The organism is Agromyces sp. Y782, from assembly GCF_059445405.1.
Map to the genome: position 1 here is coordinate 601,123 of NZ_JCAIUG010000001.1, position 20,221 is coordinate 621,343.

Here is a 20,221-nt window from a genome sequence, read left to right on the forward strand (position 1 = left end):
GTCGATACCGCCCGTATCACCGCCTCAGCAGAAGCCCGCGATGCCCTCCCAGGCGACGGCCGCGGGAACGAGGCCCTCGCGGGTGACCGTCGCCTCGATGAGACCGTAGGGCCGGTCGGCCGCGAAGAACACCTCATTCGGGTTGTCGAGGCCGAACGCGCCGAGGTCGACGACGAAGTGGTGCTTGTTCGGCATCGAGAAGCGGATCTCGGCGATCTCGGGGTGCGCTTCGAGCACGCGGGAGCCCATGTCGAAGAGAGTCGTCTGCAGCGCCGCCGAGTACCCCTCCGTGAACGCCTCGAGCAGCAGAGCCCGCACGCTGTCGTAGGCGTCGTTGTACTCGACGTCGGCGCTGGAGTACCGCCATCTGGCGGCGACATCCGTTGCGAGGATGCGGTCGGTCGTCTCCTGCAGGGTCGTGTAGCGGTCTCTGGGAAAGCCTTCGAAGCCCGACTGCGTGGTCTTGAGCACCGTGAGCCCCTTGAGCCCGGCGATGACATGCCGGTCGGAGCCGTCGGCGACGACGAGCGCGGTGCGGGTCTCCTGCCCCGAGCGCACGAAGGAGTGGTCGTGCGGCGCCCCGTGCGCCTGGATGCGCTGCCACGAGAAGCTCTCGGCCTCCCAGCGGCCGCCGGTCACCCAGTCGAACGACGAGGTGAAGTGATCGGCGAGGCGCAGGAGGAACGCCTCGGGCGAACCGATTCCCTCGCGGGCGAACGCGAAGACGGTGTTCTTCTGCGTGTCGGTGGCGACGACATGCGAGTTGTCGCCGACGAGGTGCGCCGCGTCGAAGTCGCCCCGCAGCTGAGAGGTGACGCTCAGGTCTTCGATCTCGTGCCGCGCCGTATCGCGGGTGACCTTCACGACGCGAACCTCGGCCTTGCCGTACTGGTTCGGCCCGAGCACGATGGCGGGGTCGTTCATGGTCAACTCCCTCGGTAGCTCGAATACGCGAACGGGCTCAGCAGGAGCGGCACGTGCACATGCCGTCCGTCGTCGGCCACGACGAAGCTGATCTGCACTCCCGGGTAGAACGTCTCGGTGTCTCGAGCGGCGAAGTACGCGCCTGTGTCGAAGCTCAACCGGTACTCCCCGGCCGCGATCGTCTCGGGGCCGAGCCGGGTCGCGCGACCGTCGGCATCGGTGACGGATGTCGCGACGAGACGCCAACCGTCACCGACGCCGTCGCGGGCGTGGAGCTCGACGGCGACGCCCTCGGCCGGGCGACCGACCGTCGTGTCGAGCACGTGCGTGGTGATCCGGGAAGTGCTCATGCGAAGAGTCCCTTCAGTCGCAGCACGGCGATCTGGCGCAGCTGCTCGGCGACGACGAGGTCCTCTTCGGCGCTCGTGTGCCCCAGTCGCGCGGTCAGCACCTCGAGTATCTCGCTCGACGTGCGGCCCGCCGCCCGGATGAGGAAGATCCGGCCGAATCTGCGCTCGTACGCGGCGTTGCCCGCGGCGAGAGCTGCCGCGACGGAGGCGTCGTGCGAGTCGACTCCGGCCTGTTCGGCGCGCGAGAACGCCGCCTCGCGCCCGCTCGCAGCGTGCTCGCCCGTTTCGTGCGCTCCCGCGTCGCGCCGGCCCGACCCCCGCTCGCCCACAGCGCGCTCGCCGATGCGGGGATGCCGCGCAAGCGCCGCGTCGACCTCCTCGGCGGTGAACGGCGCCGCCGCGGTGCCCGCGCGCGCGGCGAGCTCGCCGACGGAGCCGTAGGGGCGCCCGTCGGCGACGTCCTCGCACCAGCGGGTGACGTCGAGGCAGGCCCGCAGCAGCGCGATCGCCGTCTCCCTGTCGGCGGCGTCGAACTCCTCAAGCAGCATGGTGCGTCCCCGCTCCCCTTGCCCCGCAGCGTCCCGGCGCAGCAGTCGGCCGCGCGGCGTCGCGCGGTCGATCGGCTCGCCTGCGAGGTACGCGGCGCGCACGACGCCCGTGAGCTCGCGACCGTCGTACGGCGTGATCGGGTGCCGGTGCTCGAGCGACTCGGCATCGACCGTGAACGTCGCGTCGGGGGCGACGACGGCGAAGTCGGCCGCGGCCCCCTCGATGATGCGGCCCTTGGTCGTGAGACCGACGCGCCGGGCCGGCGCCGTCGACATCCACTCGACGACCCTGGCGAGCGGGATGCCGCGGCGCCTCGCTTCCGTCCACACGAGGGGCAGTCCGAGCTGGAGTGAGGCGATGCCGCCCCAGGCCACCTCGAAGTCGCCGTCGCCCGCGTGCTTCAGTTCGGCCGGGGCTGGTGAATGGTCGGAGACCACGAAGTCGATGACGCCCTGCTCGAGACCCTGCCAGATGGCATCGCGGTTTTCGGCCTCGCGGATCGGCGGACAGCACTTGAACTCCGTGGCTCCCGGCGGCACCTCCTCGGCGGCGAGCACGAGGTAGTGCGGGCACGTCTCGACGGTGAGCCGCACGCCGTGACGCTTGGCAGCCGCGATCCGGTCGAGGGCGTCGGCCGCGCTCAAGTGCACGATGTGGGCGCGCACCCCGGTGCGTGCTGCCCGCTCGATGACGGCGGCGATGGCCACGCCCTCGGCCTCGCGCGGGCGGGAGGCGAGGAAGTCGGCGTAGGCGGGGCCGTGCCGGTGGGGCGCCGCGTCGATGACCGCTGCATCTTCTGCGTGCACGACGAGGAGCGAATCGCCGGCACCGGCGAGCACCGACATCGCGGCCTCCATCTCGTCGGCGCTGAGGGCGGGGAACTCGTCGACCCCCGAGGAGACGAGGAAGCACTTGAACCCGAACACGCCCTCGGCGACGAGCGGCTCGAGGTCGGCCGCATTGCCGGGCACCGCACCGCCCCAGAACCCGACGTCGACGAAGACCTGGCCCTCGGCCGCAGCACGCTTCACTGCCAACGCCGCGACGTTCGTCGTCGGCGGGATGCTGTTGAGCGGCATGTCGATGATCGTCGTGACGCCGCCCGCCGCGGCCGCCCGCGTCGCCGAGGCGAACCCCTCCCATTCGGTGCGGCCGGGCTCGTCGACGTGCACATGCGTGTCGACGAGCCCGGGGATCAGCACCTCGTCATCGGCGAGCTGCACGACGCGCCCAGCAGCGAGCCCGGTACCGAGCCCGGCGCCGAGTGCTGCAATGCGCACCACGACGCCGTCGCGTATACCGACCTCCGCGGGGGAGAACGCACCGTCGACGAACACCCGATCGCCCCTCAGCACCAGGTCGAAGTCGAGGTCGAGATCGAGGTCGGGCCCCGCGGCATCCGTCATCGCAGTTCGCTCGGCTGCCGGCCGCCCGCGACAGGGCCCGTCAGCCGCACCTGCCGATTGACGTCTTTGTACAGCAGGTACCGGAACGGCCCGGGCCCGCCGGCGTAGCAGGCCTGGGGGCAGAACGCCCTGAGCCACATGAAGTCGCCCGCCTCGACTTCGACCCAGTCCCCGTTCAGCCGGTAGACGCCCTTGCCCTCGAGCACGAAGAGGCCGTGCTCCATGACGTGCGTCTCGGCGAACGGGATCGACCCGCCCGGCTGGAACGTGACGATGTTCACGTGCATGTCGTGCGCGAGGTCGTCGGGATCGACGAACCGGCTCGTCGCCCAGGCGCCATCGGTGCCCGCCATCTCGTCGGGCGTCACCTCGGCATCGCTCGTGATGAACGACGCGGGTGGCCCCACGCCCTCGAGCGGCTCGTAGGCCTTGCGGATCCAGTGGAAGCTCGTGAGCACGGCGCCGTCGTTCGCGAGCGACCACTCGGATCCCGCCGCGAGATAGGCGTAGCCGCCGGGCCCGAGCACGTGGCGCTGCCCGGCGAGCGTCAGGCCGAGTTCGCCGGAGGTCACGAACACGACACCCTCGACGCCCCGCTCCTGCTCGGGGTGCGGGGCGCCACCGCCCGGCGCGATCTCGACGATGAGCTGGGAGAAGGTCGTCGCGAAGCCGGCGATCGGTCGCGCGAGGATCCACGATCGGGACTTCGCGAACCCCGGCAGCCGGCTCGTGACGATGTCGCGCAGCACGCCCTTCGGGATCACCGTGTACGCCTCGGTCACGATCGCACGGTCGGTGAGCAGTTCGGTCTGGGCGGGCAGCCCGCCCTGCGGGGTGAAGTAGCTCATGCGACCTCCTGGTGGCGTCTCGGTTGTGCGAGCCCGACGAGTGCCCCCTCGTCGAGGCCAGTGCCGGCGGTGACCTCGGCGACGGAGATCGCGCCGCAGCGCACGCCACGAAGCACGAAGCCCGCGAGCGCCCGCACAGTCGCCGGCTCGTCGAGCACGGCCCCGGCGATGCCGGCGCGGTGATCGCGAAGTCGGGCGGATGCCTCGCGGTACCCGTCGCGGTAGAACGCGTATGTCGCGATGAACCGCGTCGGCAGCTGGTGGGCGTGCAGGTCCCAGCCTTGGGGGAAACCGCGCTCGAGTGACCGCTGTACGAGCCTGGCGTGCAGCCGCCACGCCTCTGCGGCTCGATCGCCGACCGGCAGGATGTTCGTCGAACCGTCGGAGAGCCGAATCCCCGTGCCCGCGACCGCGAGCTGCATGACGCCCTTCGCGAGGTCAGCAGCCGGGTGCTCCAGCGACTGGTGGCCGGCTGCGATCTGCAGCGCGGCACTGTAGTCGTAGGTGCCGTAGTGCAGCCCACTGATGCGGCCGGGCGCAGCGAGTGGCAGCTTCGCGACGGGCGACGTGCCGTCGGCGCCGAGCACCAGCTGCGGCGTCTCGACCTGCACCTCGAACCTGAGCCGCCCCTCGGCCAGTCCGTGCGCCCTCTCGAGGGCCGCCGCGACCTCCGCCATCGCCTCGACCTGCTCGACGGTCGAGACCTTCGGCAGCGTCAGCATCAGGCCGCTCGGCAGGCCGCCGCGCTCCATGAGGGCGGTCACGAACACATCGAGGGTGCGGATGCCGCGGGCCCGCGTCGCCGCTTCGAAGCACTTGAACCGGATGCCGATGAACGGCGGTGAGAATCCGGCGCCCGCCGCGGCGAGCACCCGTCTCGCGGCGCGGACCGCGTCGGCGTCCTCGACGTCGTCGCTGCGTTCGCCGTAGCCGTCCTCGAAGTCGATGCGCAGATCCTCGATCGGTTCGCGGTCGAGCTTGTCTCGCACGAGGGGCGCCACCTCGGCCGCGAGCGCGGCGTTGAGCCCGACTTCGACGGCGAGCGCTTCGAGCCCTCCGAACCGGTCGGCCGCGACGAGCGCTGCCCGCCCCCATTCGACGGACAGCTCGGGCGTGAACCGGTCGGCGGGCACATAGACGGTGTGCACTGGCTGACGCGATCCGTCGTCGCCCGGGTACGCGGTCGCGAGCAGCCGGTCGCTCGCGGCGAGGCGGGCTTCGATCGCGGCGAGCTCGGCAGCGCGCAGCACGGTGCGCACGCTCACTCCAGCAACTCGTAGGCGGGCAGGGTGAGGAAGTCGACGTAGGCGCCCCCGAGGCAGAGCTGGGCGACGAGCTGGGCCGCGGGCTCGTAGTAGGCGACGAAGCGTTCGGGCGTCACGCCGGGGCGAAGCGCCTCGACCTCTTCGGCGAGCGCGGCGCTGACGAGGTCGCGTGTCACCGTTCGCCCGGTGTCGGCGAGCACGACGCGGTGGTGTCGTTGCTGCCACACCTGTGAGCGTGAGATCTCGGCCGTCGCGGCATCCTCCATGAGGTTGTGGAGTGCGACCGCGCCGTTGCCCGAGAGCCACACCGCCGTGTAGGCGACGGCGATGGAGAGGTTGTCGCGAAGGCCGGCCTCGGTGACCTCTCCGCCCGCGGAGGCGACGTCGAGCAATTGCGCCGCGGTGACCTCGACCTCGGGCCGCAACCGGTCGATCTGGTTCGGCCGGTCGCCGAGTACGGTGTCGAAGACTTCGCGGCAGACGGGCACGAGGTCGGGGTGCGCGACCCAGGATCCGTCGAAACCGTCGTTCGCCTCGCGGGTCTTGTCTGCGCGGACCTTCTCGAACGCGGCGGCCGTCACTTCGGGGTCGGCGCGATTCGGCACGAAAGCCGACATGCCACCCATCGCCACGGCACCGCGTCGATGGCAGGTCTTCACGAGGAGCTCGGTATATGCACGCATGAAGGGCGCGGTCATCGAGACCGAGGCTCGGTCGGGCACGATGAATTCCGGCCCGGCGTCACGGAACACCTTGATGAGACTGAACAGGTAGTCCCACCGGCCGGCGTTCAGGCCCGAGGCGTGCTCGCGCAGTTCGAAGAGGATCTCGTCCATCTCGAACGCCGCGGGGATCGTCTCGATGAGCACGGTCGCGCGCACGCTGCCGCGCGGGATGCCGAGCGCCCCCTGCGCGAACACGAACACGTCGTTCCAGAGCCTCGCCTCGAGGTGGCTCTCGAGCTTGGGCAGGTAGTAATAGGGGCCGTGGCCGTTCTCGATGAGCCGGCGCGCTGTGTGGAAGAAGTGCAGGCCGAAGTCGACGAGCGAGCCCGAGCCCCGCTCACCGTCGACCAGCACGTGACGCTCGGGCAGATGCCAGCCGCGCGGCCGGGTGACGACCGTCGGACGTCGGATGTCGGTGCGAAGCGTGTACGCCTTGCCCTCGGGCGACGTGAAGGCGAGCGTGCCGCGCGCGGCATCGCGGAGGTTCAGGATGCTGCCGACGACGTTGCCCCATGTGGGGCTCGACGCGTCCTCGAGGTCGGCGAGCCACACCCGGGCGCCCGAGTTCAGTGCGTTGACCGCCATCTTCGCGGGCGACGCGGGGCCGGTGATCTCGACCCGGCGATCGAGGAGTGCTCCAGGCGCGGCAGGCACCCGCCACTCGCGCTCACGGACCTCTGCGGTCCCTCGGAGGAAGTCGAGCCGTTCGCCGCTCGCGATGCGCTCGCGGCGGGCGTGCCTCGCGGCGAGCAGCTCGCGACGTCGAGCGTCGAAACGGCGATGCAGTTCCTCGACGAAGGCGAGCGCGTCGGCGGTGAGGATCTCCTCGCCGCCCGCGACGTCGTCGGCACGGGCGATCTCGATGGTCATGCGGCTGCCGCTCCCTTCGAGGGATGTGGTCCAGATGCTCAGCTCATCTTCGCGCAGATGCCGTCGCGACGTAACCGGAATGTCGCGAATGCTGCGGCGTAGACTCTCGGCACGAGGAGAGACCATGGATCACATCGCTGTGACGGTCAACGGGCGGGAGCGCTCGTTGCGGGGCATCACACCGCACACGACGGCGCTCGACTGGCTGCGCGAGATCGGTCTCACGGGCGCCAAAGAAGGATGCGCCGAGGGCGAGTGCGGTGCGTGCTCCGTGCTGCTCGCGACATCCGACGGGCATGGCGGCACGGAGTGGACGGCGGTCGATGCCTGCCTCGTCGCGGCCGCCGCGCTCGATGGGCAGGAGCTCGTCACCGCAGAGGGGCTCGGCTCCCCCGACTCGTTGCACCCGGTGCAGGCCGGTCTCGTCGAGACGGGCGGTTCGCAATGCGGATACTGCACGCCCGGATTCGCCTGCAGCATGGCCGCCGAGTTCTATCGCCCGTCTCGAGTTGCCCAGCTCTCGTCGAAGTCGGGCAGTTCGGGAGGGCTGGGTGAGGCTGGGGCGGAGTTCGGCCCGAACGGGTTCGACCTGCACGCGCTGAGCGGCAACCTCTGCCGCTGCACCGGCTACCGGCCGATCCGGGATGCCGCGTACGCGCTCGGCGATCCCGAGCCGAGCGACCCGCTCGCGGTGCGACGCGCACAGCCCGCACCCGAAGTTCGCGCGACCAGGCTCGAGGTCGATGGCGAGCGCTTCCTGCGTCCGGCATCCCTCGCCGAGGCACTTCGAGTGCTGCACGACGAGCCCGATGCGGCCGTCGTGGCCGGCGCGACCGACTGGGGTGTCGAGGTGAATCTCCGCGGGCGTCGGGCCGCGCTCACGCTCGCGATCGAGCGGCTGCGGGAACTGCGCACACTCAGCTTCGGTGAAGCGTTCGTCGAGATCGGCGCAGCCCTCACTCTCGCCGAGATCGAACGCCGCCTCGACGGCCGTGTGCCGCTGCTCGGCGAGCTGTTCCCGCAGTTCGCCTCCCCGCTCATCCGCAACCGTGCCACGGTCGGCGGCAACCTCGGCACCGCCTCACCGATCGGCGACACCACGCCCGCGCTCCTCGCCCTCGGAGCACGCGTCGTCCTCGTCTCGGCCGACGGCGAGCGCGATGTCGACCTGGCCGAGTACTTCACCGGCTACCGGCAGACGGTGCGACGCGCCGACGAGCTCATCCGGGCCGTGCGCATCCCAGTGCCGCAGGCGCGCATCACCGCCTTTCACAAGGTCGCGAAACGACGCTTCGACGACATCTCGAGCGTTGGGGTGGGCTTCGCCGTCGACCTCGACGATGGCGTCGTCGCGTCGGCGCGAATCGGACTCGGCGGCGTCGCGGCCACTCCCATTCGTGCTCGCGCCACCGAGGCGCTCCTCCTCGGACGACGGTGGGATGTCGAGACGGTTCGCGCCGCGGCATCCGTGCTCGGGTCGGAGGGGACTCCGATGTCGGACCATCGGGCGAGCGCCGAATACCGGGCCGTCATGCTGCAGAACGCGCTGCTGAAGCTGTACCACGGGCCCGCAGGCAACGCCGAGGAGGCGGCCTCGTGACCGAACTCGCCGCGCGCCCCGCGGACCCCGTCGTCGGCACCCGAATCCCCCACGAGAGCGCCGCGCTGCACGCGACCGGCACGGCGGTGTACACCGACGACCTCGCCGCCCGCCGGGTCGGGGTGCTCACCGCGTGGCCGGTGCAGTCCGAACACGCCCACGCGATGGTGACGCTCGACGTTCGGGGCGCCCTCGACGTGCCCGGCGTCGTGCGGGTGCTCACCGCCGACGACGTGCCGGGCGTCAACGACGCCGGAGTCAAACACGATGAGCCGCTCTTCCCGCGCGAGGCCATGTTCCACGGCCATGCGCTCGCCTGGGTGCTCGCCGAGACGGCCGACGCAGCTCGGCAGGGCGCGGCTGCGGTTCACGTCGCGTACGAGCCGCTGCCCTCCATCATCACGGTGGCCGATGCCATCGAAGCCGGGTCGTTCCAGGGGATCCCCCGCACCGTACGTCGCGGCGACCCCGAGTCCGCGCTCGCCACCGCGCCGCACGTATTCGAGGGCGCCGCCGAGGTCGGCGGCCAAGAGCACTTCTACCTCGAGACGCACGCGTCTCTCGCGCACATCGACTCCGAGGGCCAGGTCTTCGTCGAGTGCAGCACGCAACACCCCTCCGAGACGCAGGAGATCGTCGCGCACGTGCTCGGAGTTCCGAGCAACCGGGTCACCGTGCAGTGCCTGCGCATAGGCGGCGGCTTCGGCGGCAAGGAGATGCAGCCGCACGGGTTCGCAGCGATCGCCGCGCTCGGCGCACGACTCACGGGCCGCCCGGTGCGCCTGCGCCTGAACCGCACGCACGACCTCACGATGACCGGCAAGCGGCATCCGTTCCGCATCGAGTGGAAGGCGGGATTCGACGACGAAGGGCGGATCCTCGCCCTTGCGACGACGCTCACGGCCGACGGCGGTTGGAGCCTCGACCTCTCCGAGCCCGTCATGGGCCGTGCACTCTGCCACGTCGACAACGCCTACTGGATCCCGCACTTCGTCGCCCAGGGCCGCATCGCGAAGACGAACAAGACCTCGCAGACCGCGTTCCGCGGCTTCGGCGGCCCGCAGGGGATGTTCGTGATCGAGGACATCCTCGGCCGGGTCGCGCCGATCCTCGGCATCGACGCCGCGACGCTCCGGGAACGCAACTTCTACGAGCCCGGGCAGACGACGCCGTACGGCCAGCCCGTGCGCCACGCCGAGCGGCTCAGATCGATCTGGTCCCGGGTGCGCGACGAGAGCGCGTTCGACGAGCGCCGCGCGGAGATCGCCGCGTTCAACGCCGATCACGCCGATGTGAAACGCGCGCTCGCCGTCACGCCCGTGAAGTTCGGAATCTCGTTCACGCTCACCGCGTACAACCAAGCCGGCGCGCTCGTGCACGTCTACAAGGACGGCTCGGTGCTGATCAACCACGGCGGCACCGAAATGGGACAGGGCCTGCACACGAAGATGCTGCAGGTTGCGGCGACCGCCCTCGGCGTGACGCTCGACACGGTGCGCCTCGCCCCGACGCGTACCGACAAGGTTCCGAACACCTCCGCCACTGCAGCCTCCTCGAGCGCCGATCTCAACGGCGGCGCCGTGAAGCACGCGTGCGAGCAGATCCGCGACCGGCTCGCCGCAGTGGCCGGTCGGATGCTCGGCGTCGACGAGCGCGACGTGCGGTTCTCGGGAGGCCGGGTCGGAAGGCTCGGGGCGTCGGCCGGCGGCCCCGCCGAGGCATCCGCCCCCTCGCTCACCTTCGCCGAGGTGGTGACGGGCGCCTACGACCAGCGCGTGCAGCTCTGGGCTGCGGGCTTCTACCGCACCGAGGGGCTGCACTGGGACACCGAGCGGATGCAGGGCGAGCCGTTCAAGTACTTCGCCTACGGCGCCGCCGCGACGGAGGTCGAACTCGACGGGTTCACGGGCGCCTCCCGCACCCGCCGCGTCGACATCGTGCACGACGTCGGCGACTCCCTCTCGCCGCTCGTCGACCTCGGCCAGATCGAGGGCGGCTTCGTACAGGGTGCCGGATGGCTCACCCTCGAGGAGCTTCGCTGGGACGAGACCGACGGGCATGGTCGGGGCCGCCTCCTCACCCAGTCGGCCAGCACCTACAAGCTGCCGAGCTTCTCCGAGATGCCCGAGGTGTTCAACGTGCACTTCTTCGAGCAGGCGACGGAAGACGGCGTCGTGTACGGGTCGAAGGCCGTGGGCGAACCGCCGCTCATGCTCGCCTTCAGCGTGCGCGAGGCGATCCGCGAGGCGGTCGGGGCGTTCGGCCCCGCCGGCCACAGCGTCGAGCTCGCCTCACCGGCGACACCCGAGGCCGTGTTCTGGGCGGTCGAAGCCGCCCGGCAGGCGGTCGAAGCCGCCCGGCAGGCCGGCGAGCGCACCGACCGCTGAGCGGCAGGACGTGATCATGGACTGGTTGGAGGCCGTGCAACGGCTGCGGGCGGCACGCACCCCATCGGTGATCGTGACGATGGCGATGGTGCGCGGGCACGCACCTCGCAACGGCGGCGCGAAACTGGTCGTCTCGGCCGACTCGCTGTTCGGCACGGTCGGCGGAGGCAACCTCGAGGCCACGGCGATCGACCGCGCCCGCGAGATGCTGAGGGCCGGCGCCGCCGAGCCCGAACTGTTGACGCTCACACTGAGCGACAAGGCCACGACGGAATACGGCGTGCAATGCTGCGGAGGAGAGGTCACCATGCTGCTCGAACCCGTTCGAGTCGTTCCCTCAGTCGGCGTCTTCGGAATCGGCCACGTCGGGCTCGAGCTCGCGCGCATCCTCAGCCGACAACAGATCGAACTCCATCTCGTCGACTCCCGGCCCGAGATGCTCGCCCCTGCACGGATCGGCGTATCGGGGTCGAGCGGCCCCCTCGCCGATGCGCAGGCCACCGTGCTCCTCCACCGCCTGCCCGTGCCCGAGTCGGCGCTCATGCTGCTCCCCCCGGGCACCCACGTGCTCGTCATGACGCACGATCACGTCGAAGACCTCTCGATCGTCGAGGCCGCCCTCAGCACCGACGGAGTCGCCTCGATCGGGTTGATCGGCTCGAGATCGAAATGGGCGCGCTTCGAGCAGCGGCTCCGCGAGGCCGGCCACGATGACGCGTCACTCGCGCGCGTCGCAACCCCCATCGGCATCGCCGGCATCAGCTCGAAGGATCCCGCCGCGATCGCGGTGAGTGTTGCAGCGCGCGTGCTGCAACAGATCGAGGAGCAGGCGATGGCGCACGCGCCCGCTGAGCATGCCGAGCCTGCAGCGCGGGCGAGCAAAACCGGTCAGTAGTCGATGCGCGCGGCGTTGTGCTTCCATGCCGTGAACGGGGCGACGCTCCGCTCGTGGCCGAGGTCGATGTTGCCGACCGGCATGGTCCGGCGGTCCTCCTCACCACCCTCGAAGTAGCGATAGAAGACAGCATCGTCGAAGCCGGCGTCCGCCGCGTCGTCGCGGTCCGCCGCGAAGTAGACGCGGTCGATGCGAGCCCACAGCGACGAGGCGAGACACATGGGGCACGGTTCGCAGCTCGAGTAGAGCGTTGCACCGCTCAGGTCGAAAGTGCCGAGCCCCTGGCATGCGGCACGAATCGCCGTGACCTCCGCGTGGGCGGTCGGGTCGAGGTTCGCGGTGACGCGATTGACTCCCTCGAATACCTGCCCATCGGCAGCGACGACGATCGCGCCGAACGGTCCGCCGCCGGTCTGCACATTCGCCGTGGCGATGTCGACTGCGTGGGCGAGGTACCCGGTCGCACGTTCGGTGTCGGCGTGACCGGTAGCGGAACCTGACTGGAGCGAGCTGTCGAACGGATCCATGGAAGCCTCCCTGCTGTGTCCATGCTAGGCGGCGAAGTCTCACGTCGTTGTGTTGCGATTCCGCATCTGCGGATCTATCGTCGCTTTCATGGCGCAGTATCGGATCAGTGAAGCGGCCTCGCTCGTCGGCGTGAGCGATGACACCATCCGCAGGTGGGTGCAAGACGGTCTGCTCAGCACCGAGAAGGATGCCTCGGGGCGACAGGTCGTACCGGGCCGTGAACTCGCCGAGCGGGCCGTCGCTGTCGCTTCGGCGGTCGAGGACCGCAGCCACGTGCACCGCAGTGCCCGCAACCGATTCGTCGGTCTCGTCACGCGCGTCGAGATCGACGGACTCATGGCCCAGGTCGAGCTGCAGTGCGGGCCGCACCGGGTCGTCTCGCTCATGTCGGCCGAGGCCGCCCGCGAGCTGCGGCTCGAGGTGGGTTCCAAGAGCGTTGCCGTGATCAAGGCGACCATGGTCATCCTCGAGACCGACAAGGAACCGGGCGAATGACCCGCCGCGCACGCCGTCTTTCGGTCGTCGTCGCCGCCGCGATCGCCGCCCTCACGCTGAGCGGCTGCACCACGGCGGCAGGCACCGGTGCCGACGCGACGAACACGTCGGCCGCCGAGGGTCCGCAATCCGAGCTGAGCGGCGAGCTCACGGTCTACGCCGCCGCATCGCTCAGTGGCGCCTTCGACGAACTCGCCACGCGGTTCGAAGCGTTGCATCCCGCACTCGACGTCGCGCCGATCACGTACGACGGTTCCTCGACGCTCGCAACGCAGCTCATCGAGGGGGCCGCGGCCGACGTCTTCGCCTCGGCCGATGAGCACAACCTCGCCAAGGTCGACGACTCGGGCCTCATCGAGGGAGAGCCCGAGGTGTTCGCGACGAACGTGCTCGAGATCGCGGTGCAGCCCGGCAATCCGATCGGCGTCGAGGGTCTCGACGACCTCTCCGACGAGGCATCCGGTGACCCGCTCGTCGTCATGTGCGCTCCCGAGGTGCCGTGCGGCAGCGCCGCGGCGACGCTCCTCGGCGCCGCGGGCGTCACGGTGACGCCCGCGAGCGAGGAGCAGAACGTCAGCGCCGTGCTCACGAAGGTGCGCTCGGGCGAAGCAGACGCCGGACTCGTCTACGTCACCGACATCGCGGCGGCGGCCGGCGAAATCGACGGCATTCCGATCCAAGGGGCGGATGTCGCGACGAACACCTACCCGATCGCGGCGCTGGCCGAGGCGGCGAACCCCGAGGCCGCGCGGGCATTCGTTGAATTCGTGCGCTCTTCAGAGGGCGCCGAGGTGCTGACGGCGTTCGGGTTCGGCCGGCCGTGACCGCATTCGACGCCGTCTCGGGCGCCGTCGCCCCGCCGCCCGATGCGCGATCGCGCGGTGCACTCGGCGCGCGCTTCCCTTCGTGGCTCTACCTGCCCGCTGGGCTCGGTACGGCGCTGCTCGTGCTGCCGCTCGCGGCACTGCTCGTGCGGCTCGATTGGGCGGGCGTGCCGGCCGCCGTCACCTCCCCCGCCGCGCTCGAGGCCTTGGGCCTCTCACTCATCACGGCGAGCATCGCGACCGCGATCTGCGTGGTGCTCGGCGTGCCGCTCGCACTCGTCATCGCGCGGAGTTCCCGCGGTGTTGCCGCCGTGCTCAGAACGCTCGCCACCCTCCCGCTCGTGTTGCCGCCGCTCGTGGGCGGCATCGCCCTGCTCGCACTCCTCGGGCGCAACGGAGTGTTCGGCGGGGCCCTCGAGGTGCTCGGCCTCCGCGTTCCGTTCACGACCGCGGCCGTGGTCATCGCACAGGCCTTCGTCGCGCTGCCGTTCCTCGTGATCTCGGTCGAGGGTGCCCTGCGCACGGCCGGCACCGGGTTCGAACTCGTCGGGGCCGGCCTCGGTGCGAGCCGGTTCACCGTATTCCGCCGCATCACCCTGCCGCTCGTGGGCCCCGGCCTGCTCGCCGGCACGGTGCTGTGCTTCGCTCGCGCCCTCGGTGAGTTCGGTGCCACCGCCCTCTTCGCCGGAAATGCCGCGGGCACGACCCGCACGATGCCGCTCGCGATCTACACGGCGTTCAACGGTGCGGGAGTGCGCGAAGACACGGCGATCGCCCTCTCGCTCATGCTCATCGCCGTCGCGGTCGCGGTGCTCCTCGTGATGCGCGGCTGGCGAGCGGATGCCCCGCGATGACGAGCGCCGATGCATCCGCCGGGCTCATCGCCGACGTCACCACGGTGGTCGGCCGATTCGTGCTCGACGTGTCGGTCCGGGTGTCGCCCGGAGAGATCCTCGCGGTGCTCGGGCCGAACGGCTCGGGCAAGTCCACGCTGCTGCAGAGCATCGCGGGTCGTATCGAACCCGACGCCGGGTTCGTACGGGTCGGCGGTCGAGAGTTGAGCCGGGCCGGCGCTCGCCGCTCGCGGCACGGCGTCGCCCTCGAGCGCCGCCGAGTGGGACTGCTCGGCCAGCAGCCGTTGCTCTTCCCCCACCTCAGCGCGCTCGAGAACGTCGCCTTCGGCCCTCGCGCGCAGGGCGAACGCGCGGGCGCCGCTCGCGAGTCCGCACGGCTGTGGCTCGAACGTGTGGGTCTCGCCGAGTTGGCCGCTCGCCGTCCCTCGGCGCTCTCGGGCGGTCAGCAGCAGCGCGTCGCGCTCGCCCGCACACTCGCGGCGCGACCCCGGCTGCTGCTGCTCGACGAGCCCTTCGCCGCCCTCGACGTGCAGACCGCCACCGAGATGCGCAGCCTCCTCGCCGAGCAGCCGTGGCACGAGCCGCTCCCGACGCTGCTCGTCACGCACGACCCGCTCGATGCGATCGTTCTGGCGCACCGCGCTGCCGTGCTGCACGACGGGCGCATCGTGCAGCACGGGACGACTGCCGAGGTGCTCGGCCACCCCGCGACGCCGTTCGTCGCCGCGCTCGCGGGGGTGAACCTCGTGACCGGCATCGGCGACCGCGACGGCGGTGTCGTGGCGAACGCCGGTGCATCCCTCGTGCTGCACGGGACGGGTGAGCGCATCGCGGCCGGCGCACCGGCATCGGCGGTGTTCAGCCCTGGGGCGGTGCAGGTCGGGCCGGCGACGACGCAGGAGCCCGCGGCATCCGCCCCCAATTACTGGAGCGGCACCGTCGCGACGCTGCGACCGGTGCCCGGCGGTGTGCGCATCGGCGTCGCCGAACATCCGGAGCTCGCCGTCGACGTGCCGTCGGCGGCAGCGGTCTCGCTCGACCTCGCGACCGGCGCACGGCTCGCGTTCGCCATTCCGGCGGCGGATGTCTCGGTGCGAGCGCGCCCCTGAAGCGGTGTTACGGTGGACGCCACGAACAGGGGGTGGCCCATGACGCACGCGCACGTGTCGCTCGCCATGCCCCGTTCCGGCGCTGCAACCGCCTCCGGCGCACGCCGTCTGCCGGCCACGGGACGCCTCGTCGATCAGCTCGACCGCCCGATGCGCGACCTGCGTATCTCGGTCACCGACCGTTGCAACTTCCGCTGCGTCTACTGCATGCCGAAGACCGTCTTCGGGCGTGACTACGCGTTCCTCGAGCGCGACGAACTGCTGAGCTTCGAGGAGATCACCCGCCTCGCCCGCGTCGCCGCGGCGCACGGCGTCGAGAAGCTGCGGCTCACCGGAGGCGAGCCGTTGCTGCGTCGCGGCATCGAGGAGCTCGTCGCCCGGCTCGCCGAGCTCCGCACTCCCGACGGCCGCCCGCTCGAGATCGCACTCACGACCAACGGTGCCGCCCTCGCTGTCAAGGCCGCGGCCCTGAAGGCCGCAGGACTCACCCGGGTCACGGTCTCGGTCGACTCGCTCGACGACGCCGTGTTCCAGGCCATGAATGACGTGGAGTTCCCGATCGCCCGCGTGCTCGAGGGCATGCGCGTCGCGCACGAGGCGGGCCTCGGGCCGATCAAGGTCAACATGGTCGTCAAGCGCGGGCTCAACGATCACGAGGTGCTGCCGATGGCCCGGCACTTCGCCGGCACCCCGTTCAGCCTCCGCTTCATCGAGTACATGGACGTCGGCACCTCCAACGGGTGGAGCCTCGACGAAGTCGTGCCATCGGCCGAGATCGTCGAGATGATCGACCGTGAGATGCCGCTCGAGCCGGTCGGTGCTCGGGTGCCCGGTGAGACGGCGGCACGCTGGCGCTACCGAGACGGCGGCGGCGAGATCGGCGTCATCTCGAGCGTCACGCAGGCGTTCTGCGGCACGTGCAATCGCGCTCGCATCTCGACCGAGGGGCGGCTGTTCACGTGCCTCTTCGCTTCAGAGGGGCACGACCTGCGGGCCCTCCTCCGCGGGGGCGTCGACGACGCGGGGTTGGCAGCGGCGATGGGCGCCATCTGGGGTGCCCGCGACGACCGCTACTCCGAGGAGCGCGCGAGCCTCACGCCCGAGTTGCGTGCCGCTCGTCCGAAGATCGAGATGTCGTACATCGGGGGCTGACCGGCACCGCGCGCATTTCGGGGGTGCATTCCCGCCGGAATGGGGGCTCGAACGGCGCGAAACTGGCGGGTATGCACCCCCGGAAGCAACACGGCGAGGCCTGGCGCGCGCGCCGTCAGAGGCCGACCCACTCCGAGACGCCGTCGGTGAAGTGCTGTCGCTTCCAGATCGGCACCTCGCGCTTGATGAGCTCGACGAGGCGCTCGCAAGCGTCGAAGGCCTCGGCCCGATGGGCAGCGGATGCCGCGGCGAAGAGTGCCACGTCGCCGATGCGCAGCTCGCCCACGCGATGCGCCGCGGCCACGACGAGCCCGGTCTCGTCGGCGATGCGACGCACGCAATCGGCGAGGAAGCGCTCGGCGTCGGGGTGGCCCTGGTAGTCGAGCGCCTGCACACCACGGCCGCCGTCGTGGTCGCGCACGACCCCGCAGAACATGACGACGGCGCCGCTCGAATCGGCCTCGACGGCGCCGCGTACGGCGGCTTCGTCGATCGGCTCCGCCGTGATGACGGCGAGGAGTTCGGTCATGCGGGTCTCGTCTCTCGCGTGTGGTGGTCGATGGTGAACGGATGCCTCGTGCTCAGTGCTGCACGAGTTCTTCGGCGACCGCAGCGAACGTCACGATGCCGCCGGCGAGGTAGACCACGTCGGAGTGCCCGCGCTCGCGAAGGATTCGCGCGGCGCGCCGGGAGCGCAGATCCCGTTCGCAGTACACGACGACCGGGCCGGGCCCGGGTTCGGGCCCGGCGCCGCCCGCGAGCGCGGCGAGCGGCACGAGCACGCTGTCGCGGATGCGGCCGAGCTCGGCCTCGGCCGGCTCGCGCACGTCGATCAGCGTGATCGGCCCGCCGTCGCGGAGACGCTGCAGGAGCTCCGCGGCGGAGACCGCCTGGATCGCCGTCGACGAATTCTCGGCCGGGTCGATGCCGCAGAACACCTCGTAATCGATGAGGCTCGTGACCTCGGGGGCATCGGCGATCGACTCGTAGGCGATCTCGCGAGACCGGGCGGTCAGCGTGTCGACCGTCGCCACCCGGCCGAGCAGCGGCTCGCCGACCCCCGTGATGATCTTCACGACCTCGGTCGCCATGAGGCCGCCGACGGTCGCGCACAGGCTCGGCAGCACGCCGCCGAGCTCGCACGACAGCACCTCATCGGGCGAGGGCGGCACGGGGAAGAGGTCGCGATAGCCGGGGCCGTGCGCGTGCCACGCGACGCCGACCTGGCCGTGGTAGCGGAGGATCGCACCCCAGACGAGCGGCACGCCCGCGAGCGAGGCGGCATCATTCGTGAGGTACCGAGTCGGAAAGTTGTCGCTGCCGTCGACCACGAGGTCGTATCCCGCGAGAATGTCGCGGATGTTCGCCGAGGTGAGCCGGGTTCGGTGTCGCACCACGCGGCACTCGGGGTCGATTGCGGCGACGGAGTCGGCGAGCGAGTCGACCTTCGCCCGGCCGACGTCGGCCACGCCGTGGCTCGTCTGGCGGTGCAGGTTGGAGAGTTCGACGAGGTCGTCGTCGACGATACCGATGGTGCCGACGCCGGCCCCGGCGAGCGAGGGCACGAGGGCGCTGCCGAGGCCGCCGGCGCCGACCACGAGCACGCGCGCCGCAGCGAGCCGGCGCTGGGCGAGTTCGCCGAAGCCGGGCAGCATGAGCTGACGGCTGAACCGCGCGATGCGCTCGGGAGCGAGCGGCGGGCCCGGCTCGACGAGCGGGCCGGGTCGCGTGCCGGCCTGCGGCAGCGTCGGCGGATGCATGGAGGTCATTGTACGCAGCACCGCCCGGCTGACCACGCGAGACCCATCGGTCGCCCCGACCGAGCGCGGTAGCATCGTGGGCATGACGCTCGTGACCGTGCGGTACTTCGCCGCCGCCGCCGAAGCGGCCGGTCTCGACGAGGAGCACCTCGAATTGGGCGATGCGGCGACACTCGGCTCGCTTCGTGAGCTGCTGGTCGACCGCTACGGCGCGTCGATGGCCCAAGTGCTGAAGTCCGGCTCGTTCCTCGTCGACGGCACCGTGCGACGCGACCCCGCGCATCCGCTCGCCGCACAGGTCGACATCCTGCCGCCCTTCGCGGGCGGCTGAGGCCGGAGGGGTCGGATGCGCACGTTCGCCGAGCATCAACGCGTCGTTCGCGAGCTCCTGGAGCCGCTGAAGGCGAGGCTCGATGAGCCCGCCGGGTTCGAGGAGGTCTCGATCCTGTCGGGGCGACAGGGAACGGATGCGCTCGGCCGGGTGCTCGCCGTCGACGTCGACTCCCCCACCGACCTTCCGCCGTTCGCCAATTCGCAGATGGACGGGTACGCCGTGCGCGCCGCCGACCTCGCCGATGCCCGGTCCGACGCACCCGTTTCGCTGCCCGTCGGAGCGACGACGGCCGCAGGCGACCCCGTGCGCACTCACGTGCCCGGCACCGCCGGGCCGGTCATGACCGGTGCGCCGATGCCCGACGGCGCCGATGCCGTCGTGCCGATCGAGGCCGCGGACCCGCCCAGGTTCCCCGGGCTCGGCGGCGGTCGCCGTGACGCCGCGCCCGGCACCACCGTCGCCTTCGCGCGGCCGGTCGAGCCCGGCACGTTCGTGCGCGGTGCCGGCTCCGACGTCGCGCGCGGTGAACGACTCCTTCCAGCCGGTATGCGGCTCGGGCCCGCCCAGCTCGGCGCACTCGCCGCTGCCGGGATCACCCGGGTGAAGGTGCGCCGGCCCGTCGCGGTGCTGCTCATTTCGACCGGTCACGAGCTCCGCCGCCCAGGTGAACCGCTCGCGTCCGGGCAGATCCACGACTCGAACACCGCCATGCTCGCGGCCGCGTTGCGCGAGAGCGGGGCGAGCGTGCACGAATCGCTCGCCCCCGACGAGGCGAGCGCCGTCGTGGCGGCGGTCGAGGCATCCGCTGGTCTTGTCGACCTGGTGGTGACCACCGGCGGAGTGAGCGCCGGTGCGTTCGAAGTCGTGCGCGACGCGCTCGCGCCACTCGGAGTGGAGTTCTCCAAGGTCGCCCTGCAGCCCGGAGGCCCGCAGGGGGTCGGGATCGCACGAGCGCTCGGCCGTGACGGCGATCCGTTGGCCGTGCCCGTCGTGTCGTTCCCCGGCAACCCGGTGAGCGCCCTCGTCTCGTTCGAGTTGTTCCTGCGACCCGTGCTCCGCGCCTTCGCGGGCCTCGCGCCCGATCGAGCCCGCGCCCGGATGCGGCTCGCACACGACGTGACCTCTCCGCTCGGCCGCCACCAGGTACGCCGCGGCGTCATCGACGGCAATGGCGACGTCGAGGTCGGCGCGCCGAGCTCCCACCTGCTGCACGCCTACGCGAACGCCACCGTGCTCGTGCACCTTCCCGTGGGGGTCGCCGCCCTGCCGGCCGGCGCTCACGTCGACGTCTGGAGGATCGATGACTGAACCACGGCTCACCCATTTGCGCGGTGACGGATCTGCTC

At 71.2% G+C, this 20,221-nt stretch carries 19 protein-coding genes and 1 pseudogene; 10 read left to right on the forward strand and 10 right to left on the reverse strand.

Annotated features, from left to right (window positions below):
* Nucleotides 1-24: 24 nt before the first annotated feature.
* From pucL to aceB, 7 genes and pseudogenes are all read right to left on the reverse strand, one after another.
* Nucleotides 25-924: a factor-independent urate hydroxylase gene (pucL, locus tag AC1C2S_RS02735; protein ID WP_495351003.1), complete on the reverse strand. Its 900-nt coding sequence runs from the start codon at nucleotides 922-924 to the stop codon at nucleotides 25-27.
* Between the two features lie 2 nt (nucleotides 925-926).
* Nucleotides 927-1,274: a hydroxyisourate hydrolase gene (uraH, locus tag AC1C2S_RS02740; RefSeq protein WP_495351004.1), complete on the reverse strand. Its 348-nt coding sequence runs from the start codon at nucleotides 1,272-1,274 to the stop codon at nucleotides 927-929.
* On the reverse strand, nucleotides 1,271-1,822 hold the full coding sequence (gene uraD, locus AC1C2S_RS02745; protein ID WP_495353181.1) for a 2-oxo-4-hydroxy-4-carboxy-5-ureidoimidazoline decarboxylase: 552 nt from the start codon (nucleotides 1,820-1,822) through the stop codon (nucleotides 1,271-1,273). Before uraD ends, uraH begins: the two co-directional genes overlap by 4 nt.
* Before the next feature lie 33 nt (nucleotides 1,823-1,855).
* Nucleotides 1,856-3,229: pseudogene (gene allB, locus AC1C2S_RS02750) on the reverse strand (allantoinase AllB); the annotation flags it as partial.
* Nucleotides 3,226-4,077 (reverse strand): bifunctional allantoicase/(S)-ureidoglycine aminohydrolase, encoded by an 852-nt coding sequence (locus AC1C2S_RS02755; RefSeq protein WP_495351005.1) that lies wholly within the window; start codon nucleotides 4,075-4,077, stop codon nucleotides 3,226-3,228. The pseudogene allB and the gene AC1C2S_RS02755, both read right to left, overlap by 4 nt.
* Nucleotides 4,074-5,336: a DUF6986 family protein gene (locus AC1C2S_RS02760; protein ID WP_495353182.1), complete on the reverse strand. Its 1,263-nt coding sequence runs from the start codon at nucleotides 5,334-5,336 to the stop codon at nucleotides 4,074-4,076. The genes AC1C2S_RS02755 and AC1C2S_RS02760 overlap by 4 nt, the downstream gene beginning before the upstream one ends.
* Before the next feature lie 2 nt (nucleotides 5,337-5,338).
* Nucleotides 5,339-6,937 carry a malate synthase A gene (aceB, locus tag AC1C2S_RS02765; protein WP_495351006.1) on the reverse strand — a complete coding sequence of 533 codons (1,599 nt, stop codon included), beginning with the start codon at nucleotides 6,935-6,937 and terminating at the stop codon, nucleotides 5,339-5,341.
* Between the two features lie 124 nt (nucleotides 6,938-7,061).
* Between aceB and AC1C2S_RS02770 the strand changes: the two genes are divergently transcribed.
* From AC1C2S_RS02770 to xdhC, 3 genes are read left to right on the forward strand one after another with little or no spacing between them, the layout of a single operon-like run.
* Nucleotides 7,062-8,537 carry a xanthine dehydrogenase small subunit gene (locus AC1C2S_RS02770; RefSeq protein WP_495351007.1) on the forward strand — a complete coding sequence of 492 codons (1,476 nt, stop codon included), beginning with the start codon at nucleotides 7,062-7,064 and terminating at the stop codon, nucleotides 8,535-8,537.
* The gene (xdhB, locus tag AC1C2S_RS02775; protein ID WP_495351008.1) at nucleotides 8,534-10,924 is read left to right on the forward strand and encodes a xanthine dehydrogenase molybdopterin binding subunit; all 2,391 of its coding nucleotides are present in this window, start codon (nucleotides 8,534-8,536) and stop codon (nucleotides 10,922-10,924) included. Before AC1C2S_RS02770 ends, xdhB begins: the two co-directional genes overlap by 4 nt.
* Nucleotides 10,925-10,940: 16 nt before the next feature.
* On the forward strand, nucleotides 10,941-11,819 hold the full coding sequence (gene xdhC, locus AC1C2S_RS02780) for a xanthine dehydrogenase accessory protein XdhC (RefSeq protein ID WP_495351009.1): 879 nt from the start codon (nucleotides 10,941-10,943) through the stop codon (nucleotides 11,817-11,819).
* Here the strand turns inward: xdhC and AC1C2S_RS02785 are convergent.
* The gene (locus tag AC1C2S_RS02785; protein ID WP_495351010.1) at nucleotides 11,813-12,346 is read right to left on the reverse strand and encodes a nucleoside deaminase; all 534 of its coding nucleotides are present in this window, start codon (nucleotides 12,344-12,346) and stop codon (nucleotides 11,813-11,815) included. The two genes, xdhC and AC1C2S_RS02785, sit on opposite strands and share 7 nt — an antisense overlap.
* 88 nt (nucleotides 12,347-12,434) lie before the next feature.
* Here AC1C2S_RS02785 and AC1C2S_RS02790 point away from each other — a divergent pair, with 88 nt between their 5' ends.
* From AC1C2S_RS02790 to moaA, 5 genes are all read left to right on the forward strand, one after another.
* Nucleotides 12,435-12,842 (forward strand): TOBE domain-containing protein, encoded by a 408-nt coding sequence (locus tag AC1C2S_RS02790; RefSeq protein WP_495351011.1) that lies wholly within the window; start codon nucleotides 12,435-12,437, stop codon nucleotides 12,840-12,842.
* Nucleotides 12,839-13,666 carry a molybdate ABC transporter substrate-binding protein gene (gene modA, locus AC1C2S_RS02795; RefSeq protein WP_495351012.1) on the forward strand — a complete coding sequence of 276 codons (828 nt, stop codon included), beginning with the start codon at nucleotides 12,839-12,841 and terminating at the stop codon, nucleotides 13,664-13,666. The genes AC1C2S_RS02790 and modA overlap by 4 nt, the downstream gene beginning before the upstream one ends.
* Before the next feature lie 92 nt (nucleotides 13,667-13,758).
* On the forward strand, nucleotides 13,759-14,520 hold the full coding sequence (locus AC1C2S_RS02800; RefSeq protein ID WP_495353183.1) for an ABC transporter permease: 762 nt from the start codon (nucleotides 13,759-13,761) through the stop codon (nucleotides 14,518-14,520).
* Nucleotides 14,517-15,629 carry a sulfate/molybdate ABC transporter ATP-binding protein gene (locus AC1C2S_RS02805; RefSeq protein WP_495351013.1) on the forward strand — a complete coding sequence of 371 codons (1,113 nt, stop codon included), beginning with the start codon at nucleotides 14,517-14,519 and terminating at the stop codon, nucleotides 15,627-15,629. Before AC1C2S_RS02800 ends, AC1C2S_RS02805 begins: the two co-directional genes overlap by 4 nt.
* Before the next feature lie 39 nt (nucleotides 15,630-15,668).
* Nucleotides 15,669-16,781, forward strand: coding sequence for a GTP 3',8-cyclase MoaA (gene moaA, locus AC1C2S_RS02810; protein WP_495351014.1), 1,113 nt, complete (start codon nucleotides 15,669-15,671; stop codon nucleotides 16,779-16,781).
* A gap of 115 nt (nucleotides 16,782-16,896) precedes the next feature.
* Here moaA and AC1C2S_RS02815 read toward each other — a convergent pair whose 3' ends face one another.
* Complete coding sequence (locus tag AC1C2S_RS02815; protein WP_495351015.1) at nucleotides 16,897-17,310, reverse strand: molybdenum cofactor biosynthesis protein MoaE; 414 nt, start codon at nucleotides 17,308-17,310, stop codon at nucleotides 16,897-16,899.
* 52 nt (nucleotides 17,311-17,362) lie between these two features.
* Nucleotides 17,363-18,541 (reverse strand): ThiF family adenylyltransferase, encoded by a 1,179-nt coding sequence (locus AC1C2S_RS02820; protein ID WP_495351016.1) that lies wholly within the window; start codon nucleotides 18,539-18,541, stop codon nucleotides 17,363-17,365.
* Between the two features lie 82 nt (nucleotides 18,542-18,623).
* On the opposite strand from AC1C2S_RS02820, the gene AC1C2S_RS02825 reads away from it, so the two are divergent.
* Together AC1C2S_RS02825 and AC1C2S_RS02830 are read left to right on the forward strand one after the other, a co-directional pair.
* Nucleotides 18,624-18,872, forward strand: coding sequence for a MoaD/ThiS family protein (locus AC1C2S_RS02825; protein WP_495351017.1), 249 nt, complete (start codon nucleotides 18,624-18,626; stop codon nucleotides 18,870-18,872).
* A 15-nt stretch (nucleotides 18,873-18,887) separates the two neighbouring features.
* A complete protein-coding gene (locus AC1C2S_RS02830; protein ID WP_495351018.1) occupies nucleotides 18,888-20,183 on the forward strand; it encodes a molybdopterin molybdotransferase MoeA in 1,296 nt (431 codons plus the stop codon).
* Nucleotides 20,184-20,221 lie beyond the last annotated feature (38 nt).